General features: G+C 69.6%; 14 protein-coding genes. 3 read left to right on the plus strand and 11 right to left on the minus strand.

Annotated features, from left to right (window positions below; translation table 11 throughout):
• Positions 1-148: 148 nt before the first annotated feature.
• From BLQ75_RS00635 to mbhE, 11 genes are all read right to left on the minus strand, one after another.
• Positions 149-1,561, minus strand: coding sequence for a M20 family metallopeptidase (locus BLQ75_RS00635; RefSeq protein ID WP_211481085.1), 1,413 nt, complete (start codon positions 1,559-1,561; stop codon positions 149-151).
• The gene (locus tag BLQ75_RS00640; RefSeq protein WP_092596172.1) at positions 1,558-2,877 is read right to left on the minus strand and encodes a M20 family metallopeptidase; all 1,320 of its coding nucleotides are present in this window, start codon (positions 2,875-2,877) and stop codon (positions 1,558-1,560) included. Before BLQ75_RS00640 ends, BLQ75_RS00635 begins: the two co-directional genes overlap by 4 nt.
• Before the next feature lie 403 nt (positions 2,878-3,280).
• Positions 3,281-3,688 carry a hypothetical protein gene (locus BLQ75_RS00645; protein WP_139182868.1) on the minus strand — a complete coding sequence of 136 codons (408 nt, stop codon included), beginning with the start codon at positions 3,686-3,688 and terminating at the stop codon, positions 3,281-3,283.
• Positions 3,689-4,000: 312 nt separating this feature from the next.
• Positions 4,001-5,656 (minus strand): BCCT family transporter, encoded by a 1,656-nt coding sequence (locus BLQ75_RS00650; protein WP_092596174.1) that lies wholly within the window; start codon positions 5,654-5,656, stop codon positions 4,001-4,003.
• A 207-nt stretch (positions 5,657-5,863) separates the two neighbouring features.
• Positions 5,864-6,214, minus strand: a complete 351-nt coding sequence (mnhG, locus tag BLQ75_RS00655) for a monovalent cation/H(+) antiporter subunit G (protein WP_092596175.1) — start codon at positions 6,212-6,214, stop codon at positions 5,864-5,866.
• Positions 6,211-6,477, minus strand: a complete 267-nt coding sequence (locus BLQ75_RS00660; RefSeq protein ID WP_092597145.1) for a monovalent cation/H+ antiporter complex subunit F — start codon at positions 6,475-6,477, stop codon at positions 6,211-6,213. The genes mnhG and BLQ75_RS00660 overlap by 4 nt, the downstream gene beginning before the upstream one ends.
• Positions 6,477-7,094, minus strand: coding sequence for a Na+/H+ antiporter subunit E (locus BLQ75_RS00665; RefSeq protein ID WP_170837252.1), 618 nt, complete (start codon positions 7,092-7,094; stop codon positions 6,477-6,479). The genes BLQ75_RS00660 and BLQ75_RS00665 overlap by 1 nt, the downstream gene beginning before the upstream one ends.
• Complete coding sequence (locus BLQ75_RS00670; protein ID WP_092596176.1) at positions 7,087-8,622, minus strand: Na+/H+ antiporter subunit D; 1,536 nt, start codon at positions 8,620-8,622, stop codon at positions 7,087-7,089. Before BLQ75_RS00670 ends, BLQ75_RS00665 begins: the two co-directional genes overlap by 8 nt.
• Positions 8,619-9,041 (minus strand): Na(+)/H(+) antiporter subunit C, encoded by a 423-nt coding sequence (locus BLQ75_RS00675; protein ID WP_092596177.1) that lies wholly within the window; start codon positions 9,039-9,041, stop codon positions 8,619-8,621. The genes BLQ75_RS00670 and BLQ75_RS00675 overlap by 4 nt, the downstream gene beginning before the upstream one ends.
• Positions 9,038-9,604 (minus strand): MnhB domain-containing protein, encoded by a 567-nt coding sequence (locus BLQ75_RS00680; RefSeq protein WP_092596178.1) that lies wholly within the window; start codon positions 9,602-9,604, stop codon positions 9,038-9,040. Before BLQ75_RS00680 ends, BLQ75_RS00675 begins: the two co-directional genes overlap by 4 nt.
• Entirely contained in the window at positions 9,601-11,970 is a 2,370-nt protein-coding gene (gene mbhE, locus BLQ75_RS00685; protein WP_092596179.1) for a hydrogen gas-evolving membrane-bound hydrogenase subunit E, read from the minus strand. Before mbhE ends, BLQ75_RS00680 begins: the two co-directional genes overlap by 4 nt.
• A gap of 483 nt (positions 11,971-12,453) precedes the next feature.
• On the opposite strand from mbhE, the gene BLQ75_RS00690 reads away from it, so the two are divergent.
• From BLQ75_RS00690 to BLQ75_RS00700, 3 genes are all read left to right on the plus strand, one after another.
• Positions 12,454-14,319, plus strand: a complete 1,866-nt coding sequence (locus BLQ75_RS00690; RefSeq protein ID WP_244515127.1) for a serine/threonine-protein kinase — start codon at positions 12,454-12,456, stop codon at positions 14,317-14,319.
• A 103-nt stretch (positions 14,320-14,422) separates the two neighbouring features.
• Positions 14,423-15,241 carry a purine-nucleoside phosphorylase gene (locus tag BLQ75_RS00695; protein ID WP_244515128.1) on the plus strand — a complete coding sequence of 273 codons (819 nt, stop codon included), beginning with the start codon at positions 14,423-14,425 and terminating at the stop codon, positions 15,239-15,241.
• 46 nt (positions 15,242-15,287) lie between these two features.
• A complete protein-coding gene (locus BLQ75_RS00700) occupies positions 15,288-16,970 on the plus strand; it encodes a phospho-sugar mutase (RefSeq protein WP_092596182.1) in 1,683 nt (560 codons plus the stop codon).
• Positions 16,971-17,064: the final 94 nt, after the last annotated feature.

The following is a 17,064-nucleotide window of genomic DNA, read 5'->3' on the forward strand; positions in this document are numbered from 1 at the left end:
CCGCCTCCGGTTTACCCGTGGGCATGCCGGAAGCGGGCCGTTCTGCCCAGGAAGAGCTCGTCGAAGGAAGCAGGGGAACGGGACTCCAGGGCAGAAAGCCGGGGACGAAGTCCCACCCTCGCGGGAGGCGACGGTAAGCGGGTCTTCCTCACTCCCGCAACGCCGTCAGCACGGTGTGGACCATCGTGCGGACACCGACCAACAGGGCGCGTTCGTCGAGCACGAAGTTCGGCCGGTGCAGATCGGCGGCGCCCGTCCCCTCCCCCGCCACTCCGAGGCGGGCGAAGGAGCCCGGCACGTGCTCCAGGTACCAGCCGAAGTCCTCACCACCCGAGGACTGCGGCGTACCACTCTGGGCCTGCTCACCCAGCGCCTCCCCGATGGCCGTCCGCATCAGCCGGGTGCTCTCGGCATCGTTGACCACCGGCGGCACACCGCGCCGGTGCTGCAGGTCGTAGCCGACCCCCAGCGGGGCCAGCAGCCCCTGGACCAGCTCCTGCACCAGCGGACCGAGTTCGGCCCAGGTGTCGCGGTCGGCGGTGCGCAGGGTACCGCGCAGCGTGCCCTCCTGCGGGATCGCGTTGGGTGCCTCCCCGGAACGCACCGCGCCCCAGGCCAGCACGGTTCCGGTACGCGGGTCCACCCGGCGGGACAACAGGGTGGGCAGTCCGGTGATCAGCGTTCCCAGCGCGTGCACCAGGTCGGCGGTCAGGTGCGGCCTGGAAGTGTGACCGCCCGGGGACGTGAGCCGCACTTCCAGGGGATCGCTCGCCGAGGTGAGGGCCCCGATCCTGGTTCCTACGGTGCCCACGGGCAGCCGCGGATCGCAGTGCAGCCCGAAGATCCGGTCCACCCCGTCGAGTCCGCCCGCGGCGAGCACGTCCAGCGCGCCCCCGGGCATGACCTCCTCGGCGGGTTGGAAGATCAGCCGCACCCGGCCCGGCAGCGCGGGTCCCGAAGCCAGCGCCATCGCGACCCCCAGCAGCACGGCGGTGTGCGCGTCGTGCCCGCAGCAGTGCGCCACCCCCTCGGTGGCTGAGGCGAACGGCAGCCCGGTGGACTCGCTGAGCGGAAGCGCGTCGATGTCGGCCCGCAGCGCGATCGTGCGCGCGGGGTGCGTCTCCTGCCCGATGTCGCATATCAGCCCGGTCCCCACCGGGAGCCTGCGCGGCCGCAGACCGATGGATTCGAGCTGTTCGGCCAGCAGCCTCGTCGTGCGGTACTCACCGCGCGAGAGCTCGGGACGGGAGTGCAGCTCCCTGCGCCAGGCCACGACGAGGTCCGAGTTGGCCGCCATCCACTCGTCCAGCCAGGCGGGGCCACGCCCTTCCCCCGGATCCGTCACCCCGGAGCGCACGGGTTCGATGGTCTCGCTCCTGGCGTGTTCTGGCTCGGTGGAAACGGGCCGCGCTCCGCTCGCGGGGCTCGTTCGGAGAGCCTGGCCGTCGGAGGAGGCGGCCGTCCGTTCGGCCACCTCCTTCCCGCCGAGGGGGACGGCTGACGAGCCCATCACGGAACTGCCGCCGTGGCTGTTCGGCCCCAGAGAATCCAACGCGGTCACGTCACGCCTCCCGACGCGAAGAATCGGTTCGACAACCGTCGAAACCCGGATGCGGTTCGATTGCGGACGGCGGCCAGCAGGCGTTCCCGCTGGTCCCCGTCGAGGGCGGCCTCGGCCGCGGTGCGCGCGAGCGCCGCGGCACCGTCGAGGACCGCCCGGTCTGCCGAGGGCGAGGCACACGCCGCCGCGAACTCGGCCTGGTGATTGACCGCATCCCCGCACTCCAGGGCGACCATCGGATGCACGGACGGCACCCGGTGGCTGACGTTGCCCATGTCGGTGCTGCCGATCACGTCGTCCCGCTCCACCTCGCGGGTGAGCGGCTCACGCCCGAGACCGACCACGGCGGCGCGGTAGGCCTCGGTGAGCCACTCATCGGTGGACAGTTCGGTGTATACCGGAGAGAGGCGAACCACTTCCACGGCGCAACCGGTGGCGGTGGCCCCCGCCTCGAAGCAGGCGCGTATCCGGCTCTCCAGCCGGGCCAACGACTCCGGGTCGGTCGCTCTCAGATTGTAGTCGGCCGTGGTCCGTTCGGGCACGATGTTGGGAGCCGCTCCTCCCGAACTCACGATTCCGTGCACCATCTGCCCGGCTTCCAGGTGTTGGCGCAGCAGGCCGACCGCCACCTGGGCCACCGTGAGCGCGTCCGCGGCGTTGATCCCCAGTTCCGGAGCAGCGGCCGCGTGTGCCGCCCGACCGGTGTATTCGACCCGCAGATCGGTGATCGCCAGGGAGCGCGGAGCGCACACCTCGGAGGGGCCGGGGTGGATCATCAGGGCCACAGCCAGCGGGTCGAACAACCCGGCGTCGAGCATCGTGATCTTGCCGCCGCCGATCTCCTCCGCCGGCGTTCCGAGCACCCGCACGGTGATCCCCAGCCGGTCCGCTACCTCGGCCAGTGCCAGCGCCGCCCCGACACCGGCGGCGGCGATGATGTTGTGCCCGCAGGCGTGACCGACTTCGGGAAGGGCGTCGTACTCGGCACACAGGCCGACCACGAACTCCCCGGACCCGTAGTCGGCGGTGAACGCGGTGTCCAGCCCTGCCACCGGCTTTCGGACGCGGAAGCCGCGTGCGTCGAGCAGTCCGGCGACGCGGTCGGCGGCACGGTACTCGGCGAAGCTGGTCTCCGGGTCGGCGTGCAGGCCGTGTGACAGTTCCAGGAGCTCGGAGCGGTACTCGTCCACCGCCGCACGCCAGGCCGTCACGGCGCCGGGCTCACCGGTGGCTCGTTCCGAGGAAGGGGAGCCGGGGGGCGTGGCGGCCGGACGGTCTCGGCCCGAGCGGGCTGGGTGCGGGGATTCGGTACTCATTTGGCACCCATAGTGCAGGATTCGGATGCGCGGGAGCTCCGCTGACGCACCTCGGGTAGCTCACCGGTCGGTTCCGCGCGCCGAACGGGTACGAGAGTTCAGGGCGACCGAAGACGGGGCGGACCGGAACACGCCCACCGACGGGAGGCCCACCGCGTGCCGCTGGCCGGGACGGACGCGGGGAGTCGGGTGGATCGGCACCGGTCGGGGGGCTTCCCGGTGCCGACCCACATCTCCGGGCTAGTGCCCGAAGTCGAGAGGCGATTCACCTGACGACGTCACGGTGCCGTCGGTTCGCCACACGATCCGTCGACTGTGAAACTCCCACAAGATTTCCTTCAGGTCTAGTCCAAGTGACGGAAAATTCACGCAAAACAGACCGTGAGTTCCGTTAAGTGGGGGTTCAGCTGCGCTTGCGCCACTGCAGCACGAACGACTGCTTGCCGCGTTTGCGGCGGAGCAGCAGTATGCCCGCGACCAGCCCGATGCCGAGCGCGCCGATCACGTACCTGCGGTCCTGCCCGGCTTCCTCCTCCGAGGGGGCCTGATCGTCCGACTGAGCCAGTCCGCGGGTGGCGCTCCACGTCGAGGAGTTCGCCGAAGCCGCACGAACGACCTCGGCTCCGCCCTTCCCCGCGCGGAGCGGCCCCTCACTCGCCGAGGCGAGGCCGAACTGCCCCATCAGCAACACGGCGCAGCAGACGACCAGTGCCGCGGCCGTCCGCACGGGCTCGGCGCGGTGCCGCACGTCCTCGCCCGCACGCGGGTCGACTCCGCCTGGTCGTCTTCGGGGATCACCGGAAACGGACAACCGAACCTCCAACCGACATCACTCTTAAGTGTGGCCCATTGGACCACACTGCACACCATGAGTGACTTTTCGTAAATAAAATCCCCAGATCGGACTAAAGCAGCTACCAGCAGTCACACGGATGTGTCAAACAAAACGGAAACAGCACCGGACAGAAGAGCGGGAGACGAGACTCCGGGTGAGCTGCCCCACGTCCGCCCACGGCCAACGGAACCCCACCTCACCCGTAGCAGGCCGAAAGCCCCGCTACGACAAAACGGGGCCTCCCGGCAGTGAGCCGGAAGACCCCGTCGGTCCTGGTGAACCGGAGCGTCAGGACTCGGAGTCCCTCTCGCCGGAACCGGAGCCGCTGTCAGCGGTGGCCCCGGCACGCGTCCGGGCCGCACTGCTGCGCATACCCGGCAGCGGGCTGGGCTCACGCTGCACGGCCAGGTTAGGGCGTTCCTGGCTGAGCGCCTTCGCGATACCGACGCACATCAGCAACAGCACGATGCAGAACGGCAGTCCGGTGACGATCGAGGCCGTCTGCAACGCGCTGAGCGCGTCGGCCCCGCTGGCCGCACCCGCGGCCAGCAGCACGCAGGCGATGACACCTTCGGAGATCGCCCAGAACAGTCGCTGCTGCCACTTCGGGTTCGGGTCGCCGCCGTTGGTGAGGATGTCGACCACCAGCGAGCCGGAGTCCGAGGACGTGGCGAAGAACAGCACGACGACCACGACCGCGAGCACCGAGGCGAGGATCGAGACGATGTCGGCCACCGGCAGCTGGTCCAGCAGCACGAACATCGCCTTGTTGAACCCGGCGTCGGCGAGTGCCTGACCATCCTCGCCGCCGGAGAGCACCTTGCGCAGACCGGAGTTGCCGAAAATGCTCAGCCACACGAAGGAGGCACCCACCGGGGCGAACATGGCGCCGCCGATGAAGTTGCGGATGGTGCGCCCGTAGGAGATCCGGGCGATGAACATGCCCACGAACGGCGACCAGGCGATCCACCAGCCCCAGTAGAACAGCGTCCAGCCGCCCTGCCACTCCTGGGCGGTGCCGTTGCCGTTGTTCGGGAAGGTCTGGAAGCTCAGCTCCGGCAGGTGCTGGAAGTAGTAACCGACGTTGCTGGCCAGCATGTTCAGCAGGTCCAGCGTGGGACCGAAGAAGAACACGAACAGCATCAGGGCGAACGCCAACCACAGGTTGACCAGCGAGAGGTTGCGGATGCCCTTGTCGATGCCGAACATCACCGAGACCACGGCCACCGCCGTGATGGCCAGGATGATGATGACCTGCAGCATCGTGGTGTTCTCGATGCCGAACACCGCGTTGAGGCCCGCACCGACCTGGTTGCCGCCCAGCCCGAGGGAGGTGGCCAGCCCGAACAGCGTGCCGAAGACCGCGAGCACGTCGACGATGTGGCCGGGCCAGCGGTAGATCCAGTTGCCGATCAGCGGGTAGAAGGCGGCGGCCGGACGCAGCGGCAGGCCCTTGCGGAAGGCGAAGTAGCCCAGCGCGAGGCCGAGCACGATGTAGATCGCCCACGGATGCAGGCCCCAGTGGAAGAACGTGAAGTTCATCGCGCGTTGCGCTGCGGCCTGGGTCCCCGGCTCACCGACCGGCGGGTTCTGGAAGTGCCAGACCGGCTCGGCCACGGCGTAGAAGACCAGCCCGATGCCCATACCGGCGGTGAACAGCATCGCGAACCACGCGAGATTGCTGTACTCGGGCTTGGAGTCCGGCGGGCCGATCCGGATCGTGCCGAATCGGCTGACCATGACCGCCAGCACGAAGACCACGAAGAACGTGGCCGAGAGGATGTAGAGCCACTCGAAGTTGGTCGTGATGAAGCTGTTGACTTCGCTCGCGACGTTGTTCAGATTCGACGGCGCGAGCACGCCCCAAAGCACGAAAGCGATCACCACGATCCCCGATGTGATGAACACCGGGGGATTGGTGTGCTCTTTCAGATGCTGTTTCATTACCGTACGTCACCTTTCCAGCGCATATCGACGCAATTGCCGACTGCGCCGTAAGCAACCAAAGATCGAAACGGACGCGTTCGGCCACTGTGGTGGCTTCCCCAGCGCGGACCGCATATCACAGCGAACCACGGTAAAGACTGTTCCGCCGAATGTGAAACGCCCCGGCCAAACGATATGCAGTTGAAACACGAAAAATGTCGGAGCTCACAAACTCCCGCCGCGTTCGCGCTCGATCCGCCTCGCCAGGTGGTCGGTGTCGAGGGTCTCGTGCCGGACACTGCCCGCGCGATAGGCGGCACGCCCCACGAGCTGGGCCAACACCGGCGCGGTGAGTGCCTGGAACAGCCCGACCAGAATGAGCCCGGAGGCGTAGCGGAGTTCCAGGTGCACCGCGCTGCCGAGCAGTATCAGCACCAGCCCCAGGGTTTGTGGTTTGGTCGCGGCCTGGAGCCTGGCGGCGACATCGGGAAAAGTCAGTAATCCTATCGCACCGAACAGACAGGACATCGCACCGGCTATCAGGCATACCGCCGAGAACAGATCCAGCCAGCTCATCGGTGCGACTCCTTCTTCTCCACGAGGCGTGCGGCGCTGACCGAACCGATAAACGCCAACAAGGCGAATGCCGCGACCAACGCCACATTCGACCCGTCCTCGTTCAGCCCCATCCCCACACACGTGGCGGCGACGATCAACGTGATGAACACATCCAGCGCCACTATGCGGTCCAGGGTTCCCCCGCCGAGGAGCAAACGCACCAGGGAGAGCAATCCCGCGAGGCACAACAAACCGAATGTGATCGCGAACACCACGCCCATCATCCGACCTCCGAACGGTGATTCCGATCGACCATCCGCACCTGCTCGGCGGTTCCCACCGCACGGACCACGCGGCGTTCCCAGCCGAGCACCTCGCGCCGTACGCGTTCGGTGGCGTGCTCCCCCGCCCCGAGCGCGTACACGTAGCAGATCCGGTTGGCTCGGTCGATCTGCAGCACGAAGTTGCCCGGCGCGAGCGAGACCGCGTTGGCCACCATCGCCATCAGGTGGTCCGAATCGGTGAGCAGGGTCACGGCCACGATCGACGCCCGCGCGCGGGGGCCTCGGACAACGGCCTGCCAGGCCACCCGGACCGTGGAGACCACCAGGTCCCACGCCAGGAAGAGCAGGAGCTGGCCGGCCCGGAACGGACGCAGTCTGATGTCGGTGGCTATCGGGGGTGCCGGGAAGAACCCGATGACCAGCACCCCCACCAGGAGCCCGAAGAAGACCGTCCCCGCGTCGTAGGTTCCCCACAGCAGCAGCCAGACCAGCAGGAGCCACCCCAGCAGCGGCAACCTGCGCACCGCGCGGCCGAAGGGGTGCCGCCTGCTCACCACGTGCTCGCCCCCGCGCCGGGAACGGGCGAGCCGATGGCGCGGCTCCGAGTCACCCACCGGAACCACCCCCCAACACGGCCGCGCGGTAGGCCTCCCCGGTGATCAGGTCCGTGGCGGCACGCTGGCTGACCTCGGCCAGCGGGCCGGCGAGCACGGCCACGAGCACCGTGGACAGCACCAGCACCCCGGTGGCGTGCACCATCCCGCGCGAGGTGTCGCCGGTCCCGACGACGAGCTCGTCGCTGGGGTCGGGGTCGCCCTCCGGCTCGCGCACCTGGCCCCAGAAGGCCCTGCTCCACACGCGGGCCACCGCGTAGAGCGTGAGCAGGCTGGTCAGCACCACGACAGCGGTGGCCACCTGGGCCCAAACCGTGCCCACGCCGACACCGGCCCGCAGCAGCGCCAGCTTCGCCACGAAACCGGAGAACGGCGGCACCCCCGCCAGGCTCAGCGCGGGGACGGCGAACAGCACCGCCACCAGTGGCGATATCTTGGCCAGCCCGCCCATCCTGCTCAGTGCGACCGTCCCGGTGTAGCGGGTGATCAGACCGCTCACCAGGAACAGCGTGGCCTGCACCGTGATGTGGTGGACGATGTAGAGGATCACCCCCGTCAGACCCGCGATGTCGTAGACCCCGAGCCCGAACAGCATGAACCCGATGTGGCTGACCAGCAGGAAGGACAGCATCCGGTTGAGGTCGTTCTGGGCGAGGGCGCCGAGCGCTCCGACGATCATGGTCGCCATGGCCAGCGTGAGCATCAGCGGCCAGCTCGGCTCGCGCTCGAAGACCAGGATCTGGGTACGGATCATCGCGTAGATGCCGACCTTGGTCAGCAACGCGGCGAAGATGGCGGTGATGGGGGCGGGTGCGTTTGGGTAGCTGTCCGGCAGCCAGAAATGCAGCGGGACCATGGCCGACTTCACGCCGAACACGATGACCATCAGCAGCGCCAGGGCCCGCACCGGCGCGGGCGGCAGTTCGCCCATCTCCAGCGCGAGATCGGCCAGGTTGACCGTTCCGGTGGCCGCGTAGACCAGACCGATCATGGTCAGGAACAGCACCGAGGAGGACAGGCTGACGATCGTGTAGGTCATCCCCGCGCGCACCCGGTTCGCGGTGGTGCGCCGCGTGATCAGCACGTAGGAGGAGGCCAGCATGATCTCGAACGCCACGAACAGGTTGAACAGGTCACCGGTGAGGTAGGCCAGCGACACCCCGGAGCACAGCACCAGGTAGATGGGGTGGAAGGTGGTGCTCGCCGTCCCGCGTCCGTAGTCGGTGATGCGCTGGCCGATCGAGTAGAGCAGCACCGCGAACATCACGATCACGCTGATCAGCAGCAGCAGCGCGGCGAGCCGGTCGGCGACGAGGGCGATCCCCACTGGAGCGGCCCAACCGCCGAGGTGCAGCACCAGCGGGCCGTGCACGTCGGCGAAGTAGAGCAGCACCGCGGCGTCCACGACGATGACGCCGAGCACCAGCAGCCCGAGCCAGCGCTGCACGTCCGCGAAACGTCCGAACGCCATGGACAGCCCGGCGGCGCCGAGGGGGAGCAGCACCGGGACGGCTACCAGTTCGCTCACCGGGTGGCCTCCGAATCCAGCTCCTGCTCGGTCTCCTCGTCCGCGTGAGCCAGTTCGGCCTCCAACCGCCTGATCCTGCGGTCCTCGACGTCGTCCTGCACCTCGTCGTGCCCCAGCAGCTGCCAGGCCCGATAGGCCAGCGCGAGCAGGAAGGTGGTCAGCGCGAAGGTGATGACGATGGCGGTCAGCGCCATGGCCTGGGGAAGCGGGTCGGCCATCTGTCCGATCGGGACGTCGCCCAGCATCGGTGGTCGGCCGGCCTGACTGCCGCCCGCGAGTTGCAGCAACAGGTTGGCGCCGTGCCCCAGGATCACGATGCCCAGCAGCACGCGCATCAGCGAGCGCTGCAACAGCAGGTAGAAGCCCGTCGCGTAGAGCCCGCCGAGCACGACGGCCATCGTCAGGTTCACGGTGTTCATCGCCGTCCCCCTTCCCGCTCGGCGATATCGGCCTCGATTCCCGATCCCAGCGTCCGCAGCAGGTCGAGCACCACTCCGATGATCAGTAGGTAGACGCCGACGTCGAGGAACAGGCTGCTGACGATCTTGATCTCGCCCAACACCGGCACGGCGAAGGTGAAGCTCGCGCTCTCCAGCACCACCCCGCCGAACGGCACCGGCACCAGCCCGGTGATCACCGCGATCGTCAGTCCCGTTCCGATCAGGACGGGCGGGCGCATCGACACCGTCGAGCTGTCGTCCAGCCTGCCGCCCGCCAGGTAGCGCAGCACGAAGGCCTGTCCCGCCACCAGGCCGCCGCTGAAACCGCCTCCCGAACGGTAGTGACCGGCGAACAGCAGGTACAGCGAGAAGACGAGCACCGTCGGGAACACCACGCGGGCTATCAGTTCCAGCAGGATGGTCCGTTCCCTGGAGTCCCTGCTGTAGCCGGAGAGCAGCCAGCGCTCGGCCGGAGCGTCCGAGCGGAACCAGGTTCGCTCACCGGTGTTCGGCCATCCCTCGGGCGGTTCGGCCCCGGTCATGCACTCCCCCTCTCACCGTGTTCCCCGGCGGTCGGCCGGGCAGTGGCGGACAGCTGCCGCCAGTCGGACCTGGCGTGTTTCCTGCGGCGCGCGGACCGGGAGCTGAGCACCAGGCTCGCCACACCGGTGGCCGTCACGGCCAGCACCGACAGTTCGCCCACGGTGTCGAAGGCGCGGAAGTCGACGATGATCGCGTTGACCACGTTGGTGGCGGAGGTGCCCTCCTCGGCGTGTTCCAGGTACTCCGCGCTCACCCGCGAGGGAGTGTCGCGCGCCGAGCTGAAGATCAGCGCGGCGAAACCGACGAACACACCGCCCGCCAGCGAGACCAGCACCTTCGGTAGTCGGACGCGCCGGGCGGACGGGGTCTCGGTGAACCGGGCGGGCAGTCGGCGCAGCACCAGCACGAACGCGATCAGCGTCAGCGTCTCCACGAGGAACTGGGTCAGGGCGAGGTCCGGCCCGCCCCCGACGATGAACATCCCACCGATGCCGTAGCCGATCACCCCCACCAGCAGCACCGCGGTGATGCGTCGCGTCGCGCGGACCACGCCGGCCGCCGCGACCAGGATCACCAGGGCCAGCGGCAGCTGCAGCACGTTGTCCCACCAGCGCAGCTGTTCGATGGGGGTCACCCGCATCAGCAGCACCGAGCCGGGCACCACGAGCACCGCGAGCAGGATGATCCCGAGATAGGTGGGCAGCGAACCGACCTGCACCCGACCGGTCACCCCGACGGCCAGCCGCTCCAACGAGCCCATGATCCGCTCGTAACCGCGCTGGGCGTCCAACGGTCTCGGCAGCCGTGAGCGCAGCAGGTTCAACCTGGCGTTGTGGGCGGCCAGTGTCAGACCGGCGAACAGCGTGACCGCCGAGAACACCAGCGGCTGGTTGAAGCCGTGCCACAGCCCCAGGTGGTACTCCCCGGAGCTCCCCGCTGCGCGTTCGGCGTAAGTGGCGGCGAGCTCGTCGGTCAACGGGTAGGCCACGCCGAGCACCAGGCACGCCAGGGCGGTGACGGCGGGAGGCAGCAGCATCCCGGCGGGCACGGGGTGGGCCTCGGTGGGCACCGCGCCTCGTTTCGACGCGAAGCAGCCGAACAGCAGCCGGGCCGTGTAGGCCACGGTCAGCACGGACCCCGCCACGATCCCGGCCTCGACCGCGGCGACCGCCCCGGTGCCGAGGTAGGTCTCGAACGCGGCCTCCTTCGCCACGAAACCGATCGTCGGCGGCACCCCTGCCATGGACATCGCCGCGAGCACCGCCACCGAGGTCACCCAGGGCATCCGACGGCCGAGACCGGACAGCTCACGGATGTCTCTGGTGCCGGTCTGGTGATCGACGATGCCGATGACCAGGAACAGGGTGGCCTTGAACGCGCCGTGCGCCAGCAGCATGCCGGCCAGCGCAAGTTCTCCGGTGTAGCTGCCGGAACCGGCCAGCACCATCAGGAACCCCAGCTGGCTGACCGTGCCGTAGGCGAGCAGCAGTTTGAGGTCGTGCTCGCGCAGCGCGCGCCAACCGCCGAGGAACATGGTGACCAGCCCGAACACCGCCGTGACCACGGGCAGGTAGGACACTTCGGACAGCACCGGGGTGAGCCTGGCGACCAGGAAGACCCCCGCCTTGACCATGGAGGCCGCGTGCAGGTAGGCACTGATCGGCGTGGGGGCCACCATCGCGGCGGGCAACCAGTTGTGGAACGGCACCTGCGCGGACTTGGTGAACGCCCCCACCAGGATCAGGCCGGTGGCCACGGCGACCGCCGCCCCGTCGGGCGGGTCCGCGGCCAGCTCGGAGATCCGGTAGGTACCGCTCGACTCGCCGAGCACGATGAAGCCGAGCAGCATCACCAGCCCGCCGAGGGTGGTGACCAGCAGTGCCTGCAGCGATGCGCGGCGGGACTCCCGGCTGACACCGGACTGACCGACGAGCAGGAACGAGCAGATCGTGGTCAGTTCCCAGAAGACGTAGAGGGTGAGCAGGTCGTCGGCCAGCACCAACCCGAACATGACACCCGCGAAGGCCAGCAGCAGGGACGCGGAGCGCTTCGCGTCCCCGCTCGGGGTGCCGAAGTACCACCTGCAGTACAGCAGCACCAGCACTCCGATACCCGACACCAGCAGAGTCATGACCAACGCCAGGGTGTCCAACCGGAACGCGAACTCCAGCCCCAGCGTCGCCGACCAGTTCATCCGGGTGACCGGCGGCGATCCGGCCAGCACCGAGTCGGCGTGCGCCAGTGCCCAGCACAGCGCGGCGGTCGGCGGCAGTGCCGCCACCGGGTAGATCGCACGGCTGTGGCGCATCGACACCAGCGACAGCACGAGCGCCACCAGCAGGTGCGAGACCACCAGCGCGAGCACGAGTCCCTCCCCTGTCGTGGCGTCTCGGGTCAGCAGCGCCGCGACACGGTCCTGCGGGGGTGCGTTCCTCGCCGCCGCCCGGCCCGGTTACGGGCCGCTTACGAATCCCGGGCGATACCGCGTCTGTGCTGTTCGGGCCAGCCACGATGGCCCGATCACCGTCAAACTTAGCCCACGATCGACCGGAACACCCGGTCGTTCCGGATCACGGACCCCGGGACTGCCCGACCTGTCGTCTCGTTTTCGCTGGGTTCGGATTTTCCTCTCCGCGCTCACGGGAAACCGACGGAGACACGCCGGTGGGAAAGTTCACCGGGCGTAACACGCCGCTCACATGGACGGCGGGGCTCGCCGCCACTCGACGGCGGTAGCGGTCCCGACTCCCCGACCGGTGCGCACCGCCGGTGCCGTGACCTCGAACGGGGCGCCGGCGACGCGGAGACCTTCTCGAATGCCCGCCACTGTGTGATGGACAATGAGGGCGTGCCCGAGGCGGAACCGGACGAGAGCAGCGCCGGCCGGCTGATAGCCGACCGGTACCGAATGCGCAGCAGGATCGGCGGCGGCGCCATGGGTTCGGTTTGGTCCGGTATGGACGAACTGCTGCGCAGGCCGGTCGCCATCAAGGCGGTGCGACTCCCGCCGGGCATCCCGGAGTCCGAGGCCGCGGAGATCCGCGAGCGCACGCTGCGGGAGGCGCGTGCCACGGCGGTCGTCACCCACCCCAACGTGGTCACGCTCTACGACGTCGCCCGCGAGGGCGATGAACCGTTCGTGGTCATGGAGCTGGTGCCCTCACACAGCCTCGCGAGCATCATCGCCGACCACGGTCCGCTGGACGACCGCCAGCTCGCCGTCGCGATCGAAGCGGTCTCCTCGGCGCTGGAGACGGCGCACCAGGCCGGTGTGGTGCACCGGGACGTGAAGCCGGGCAACATCCTGCTGGCCGCGGACGGGCGGATCAAGCTCAGCGACTTCGGCATCTCCCGCAACGTGGCCGAACCCACGCTCACCCGCAGCGGGATCATGCTGGGAACACCGGCGTTCATCGCCCCGGAGGTGGCGGCCGGTGAAACCGTCACCGCCGCCGCGGACCTCTGGGGCCTGGGGGCGGCCCTGTACGCGGCCTCGGAGGGCGTTCCACCGTACGACACCGACGACAACCCGGTGGCCACCATCAACTCGGTGGTCAACGGGCCCGTCCCCCGGACGGGCAGGGAGGGGCCCGTCGGCGAGGTCATCACCGGCCTGCTGGTCAAGGACCCGCAGCGGCGCATGCCGCTGCGCGAGGTGCGCAGGCACGTGCAGCCACTGCTGCCGGAGCCGGGCGTCGAACCGTTCGCCGCTCTGCTGCCCGAGGAGACGGCCACGGTACGCACTCCGCTGCCGGACGCCTCCGACGCGGAACGAGTTCAATCGTCCGGACAGTCGTGGCCGGCGGAGCCCGGTTCGCGGTCCGGTTCGGACGTGGCAGACCCCCCGGGCAGTCGGCCCCACAGCGACAATCCGGGGACTCGCGGCGAATCTCGGTGGGACGGAGACGTACCGAGTGTCCTCGGACCCGCGCGGGCGGAGGAACCGGGCGAACCGGGATCGGCCCCACTGGCGGCCGACCCAGGACCGCTGCCGTTCACCCCCAGCGAGCCACCACCGCGACGCCGCCGCTCACCGGTCCGCGTGCTGCTGCTGGCGCTGGCCACCGTGCTGGTGTTCTTCCCGGCGGCAGGGGCCTCGTTCGTCGCAACCCGGATGCTGGCGGGCGAACCGGTGATTCCCTCCTACGCGGACCCGGGACCCGATACGCTTCCGCGGCGGGAACTCGTCGAACTGCGGGTGCACAGCGGGACCATCGAGCACCGGGGCGACGGTAGGGGCAGCGGTTACTACACGATGCCGGTCCCCAAGGGGTGGACGCGGTACCAGGAATACAGCAAGGAGGCACCGACCCGCGGCATGACGGTGCGGTTCGTCTCCCCGCCGGGCACGACCGAGCTGGCGGTGCAGCGGTTCGGTGGCTATTACGAGCGCGGCTACACCACCGAAGGCTACATAGCGGCCCTCAAGGAGAAACAGCGCAGCTCGAACAACAGGGTCGAGATGCGGAGCAGAACGATCCTCGACTCCACGCGGTCAGGCGGACCGCACGACCTGGAGCTGCTGTACAACGTGGTCACCAGGCCGCTCGACGGGACGAACGGTGCGGATGGACCACTGACTCAGCACGTGGCGGCCCGGCTCATACGCCGCGACGGCGACCTGTGGATCGTGCGGGTGACCACGGAGTCCGACCTGCGACAGGCACAACGGCTCATGGGGCGAACCGCGGGACGGTTCCAGACCCCGGACTGAGCGTCGCCCGCTCGATCCTCGAACGCCGCGGCGGTGGAATCCCGCCACCCCACAGGCACGGGCGGCGGGCCGGTGACGGAATCGTTCGTTAGGCTGACCGACCGTGACGTCTTCCACCACACCGGAGCAACCCGATCCGGCGGCCGTGGCGAGTAGCGCGGCGGCCACCCTGGCCGAACTGACCGGAGTGGCCGGGCACGACCTCGCGGTGGTGCTCGGCTCGGGATGGCAGCCCGCCGCCGAGGAGCTGGGCTCGCCGGACGGCGAACTCGACATGTCCGAACTGCCCGGCTTCACCGCGCCGGGGGCGGTGGGCCACACCGGAAAGGTCCGCTCGGTGCGGATCGGCGACAAACGGGTACTGGTGCTGCTGGGCAGAACCCACCTCTACGAGGGGCGCGGCGTGGACAAGGTCGTGCACGGGGTGCGGACCGCCGTGGCGGCGGGTTGCCGCACGGTGGTGCTCACCAACGCCGCGGGCGGCCTGCGTGAGGACATGAGCGTCGGACAGCCGGTGCTCATCAGCGACCACCTGAACATGACCGCCCGTTCGCCGCTGGTGGGGGCCAGGTTCGTCGATCTCACCGACCTCTACGCGGCGAGGCTGCGCGAGATCGCGACCTCGATCGACCCCTCCCTCTCGGAGGGGGTGTACGCGTGCATGCCGGGACCGCACTTCGAAACCCCGGCGGAGATCCGGATGCTGCGCACCCTCGGGGCCGAGCTGGTCGGGATGTCCACCGTGCAGGAGGCGATCGCGGCTCGTGCCGGTGGCGCCGAGGTGTTCGGACTCTCGCTGGTGACCAACCTGGCGGCCGGTATGACCGGGGAACCGCTGAACCACCAGGAAGTGCTGGAGGCGGGCCGGGCCTCCGCGAGCAGGATGGGCAAGCTGCTGCGTTCGCTGGCCGAGCGGGCCTGACGGTGTCCGCGTACCCGGTCGGCGCGCGTCGCCGGAGGTGATCGCGATGTCCTGGCAACAGCGCGCCCAGGAGGCCGCGCGGGAGTGGATGGCCGGCGAGGTCGACCAGTCCGACAGGCGGGAGCTGGCCGAGTTGTGCCGGGCGGCTGAGTCCGGGGACGAGGCGGCCCGGGCCGAGCTCGCCGAGCGGGTCTCCGGCTCCCCCGCTTTCGGCACGGCCGGGATGCGCGCGCCGATCCGAGCGGGTCCGAACGGGATGAACCGCGCGGTGGTGATCCGCACGACCGCCGGGCTGGCCGCCTGGCTCGCCGAGCACGGCGCGGGAGGCACCGTGGTCGTCGGCCACGACGCCAGGCACGGTTCCCGCCGTTTCGCCGAGGACGCGGCCGACGTGCTGTGCGCGGCCGGATTCGACGTGCGGGTGCTGCCCGAACCGCTGCCGACACCGGTGTTGGCCCGCGCGACACGCGCGCTGGGGGCCGTGGCGGGGGTACAGCTGACCGCCTCGCACAATCCGCCCGCCGACAACGGCTACAAGGTCTACCTGGCGGGTGGCGACCCGCTGGTGACCCCTTACGACACCGAGATCGAGCGGGCGATCTCGGGAGTGGGAGGCGCCGACGCGGTACCACGCGAACGCGGTTGGCACCACCACGAGCGAGCACTGCCCGAGTACCTCGACCGGGTGGCCGCGCTGCCCCGCGGCGATGCCCGGAAACTGCGGGTGGCGGCGACGGCGCTGCACGGAGTGGGCGCCGAACCGCTGCGGGAGGCGCTGCGGCGGGTCGGTTTCACCGACACGCACTTCGTCGCCTCGCAGCGGGAGCCCGACCCCGACTTCCCCACTGTGGAGTTCCCCAACCCGGAGGAGGAGGGCGCCACCGACGCCGTGCTGGAACTCGCCCGCGAGGTCGATGCCGACCTCGCCGTGGCGCTCGACCCGGACGCGGATCGGTGCGCGCTCGGGGTCCGTGCCCCGGACGGGGGTTGGCGGATGCTGCGCGGGGACGAGACCGGCGTGCTGCTCGGCGAGCACGTGCTGGGCACACTCGACTTCGAGCACCACCCCGATCCGCTGGTGGCGACCACGATCGTCTCCTCGGCCATGCTGCGGTCCGTGGCGCGCGAGCACGGGGCGCGCTACGACGAGACGCTCACCGGGTTCAAGTGGTTGATGCGCGCGGGGACGGACGGCAGGGCCGCCGGACTGGTCTACGCCTACGAGGAAGCGCTGGGCCACTGCGTGGATCCGGACCACGTGCGGGACAAGGACGGCATCGCCGCGGCGGTGCTGGCCTGCGACCTGGAGGCCACGCTGGCGCGTGACGGCGGGACGCTGCTGGAGCGGCTGGCCGAGCTTGAGATCAGGCACGGGGTGCACGAGACCGGACAACTGTCGGTGCGCATGACGGACCCCTCCGCGATCGCGGCGACGATGCGACGGTTGCGGGAACAGCCCCCCGAGGAACTGGCGGGAGCCAGGGTGGAGACTCGTGACCTGCTGCCCGAGGCGGACGTGCTGATCCTGCGCGACTCGGCGGACGAGGGAGCGGGCAGGCGGGTCGTGATCCGTCCTTCCGGGACGGAACCCAAGCTCAAGTGCTACTTGCAGACCATCGCCCCGGTGGTGGGGGCGGACGAGAGGGACGGGCTGACAGCCGCGCGGAGCCAAGCGCGGGAACTGCTGGCCACGCTCACCTCGGAAGTTAGTTCACTGCTCGAATCATGACGGGCGGAGGACGAGCCTGTGCCGGGTCCTGGGCCGTTCTCCTCGGCGGGAGGCGCCGGGAACCCGTCGGCTCGTGTGCGCGGACCGGAAGCGG

The sequence above is a fragment of the Actinopolyspora xinjiangensis genome, from assembly GCF_900104475.1.
Lineage (GTDB): Bacteria > Actinomycetota > Actinomycetes > Mycobacteriales > Pseudonocardiaceae > Actinopolyspora > Actinopolyspora xinjiangensis.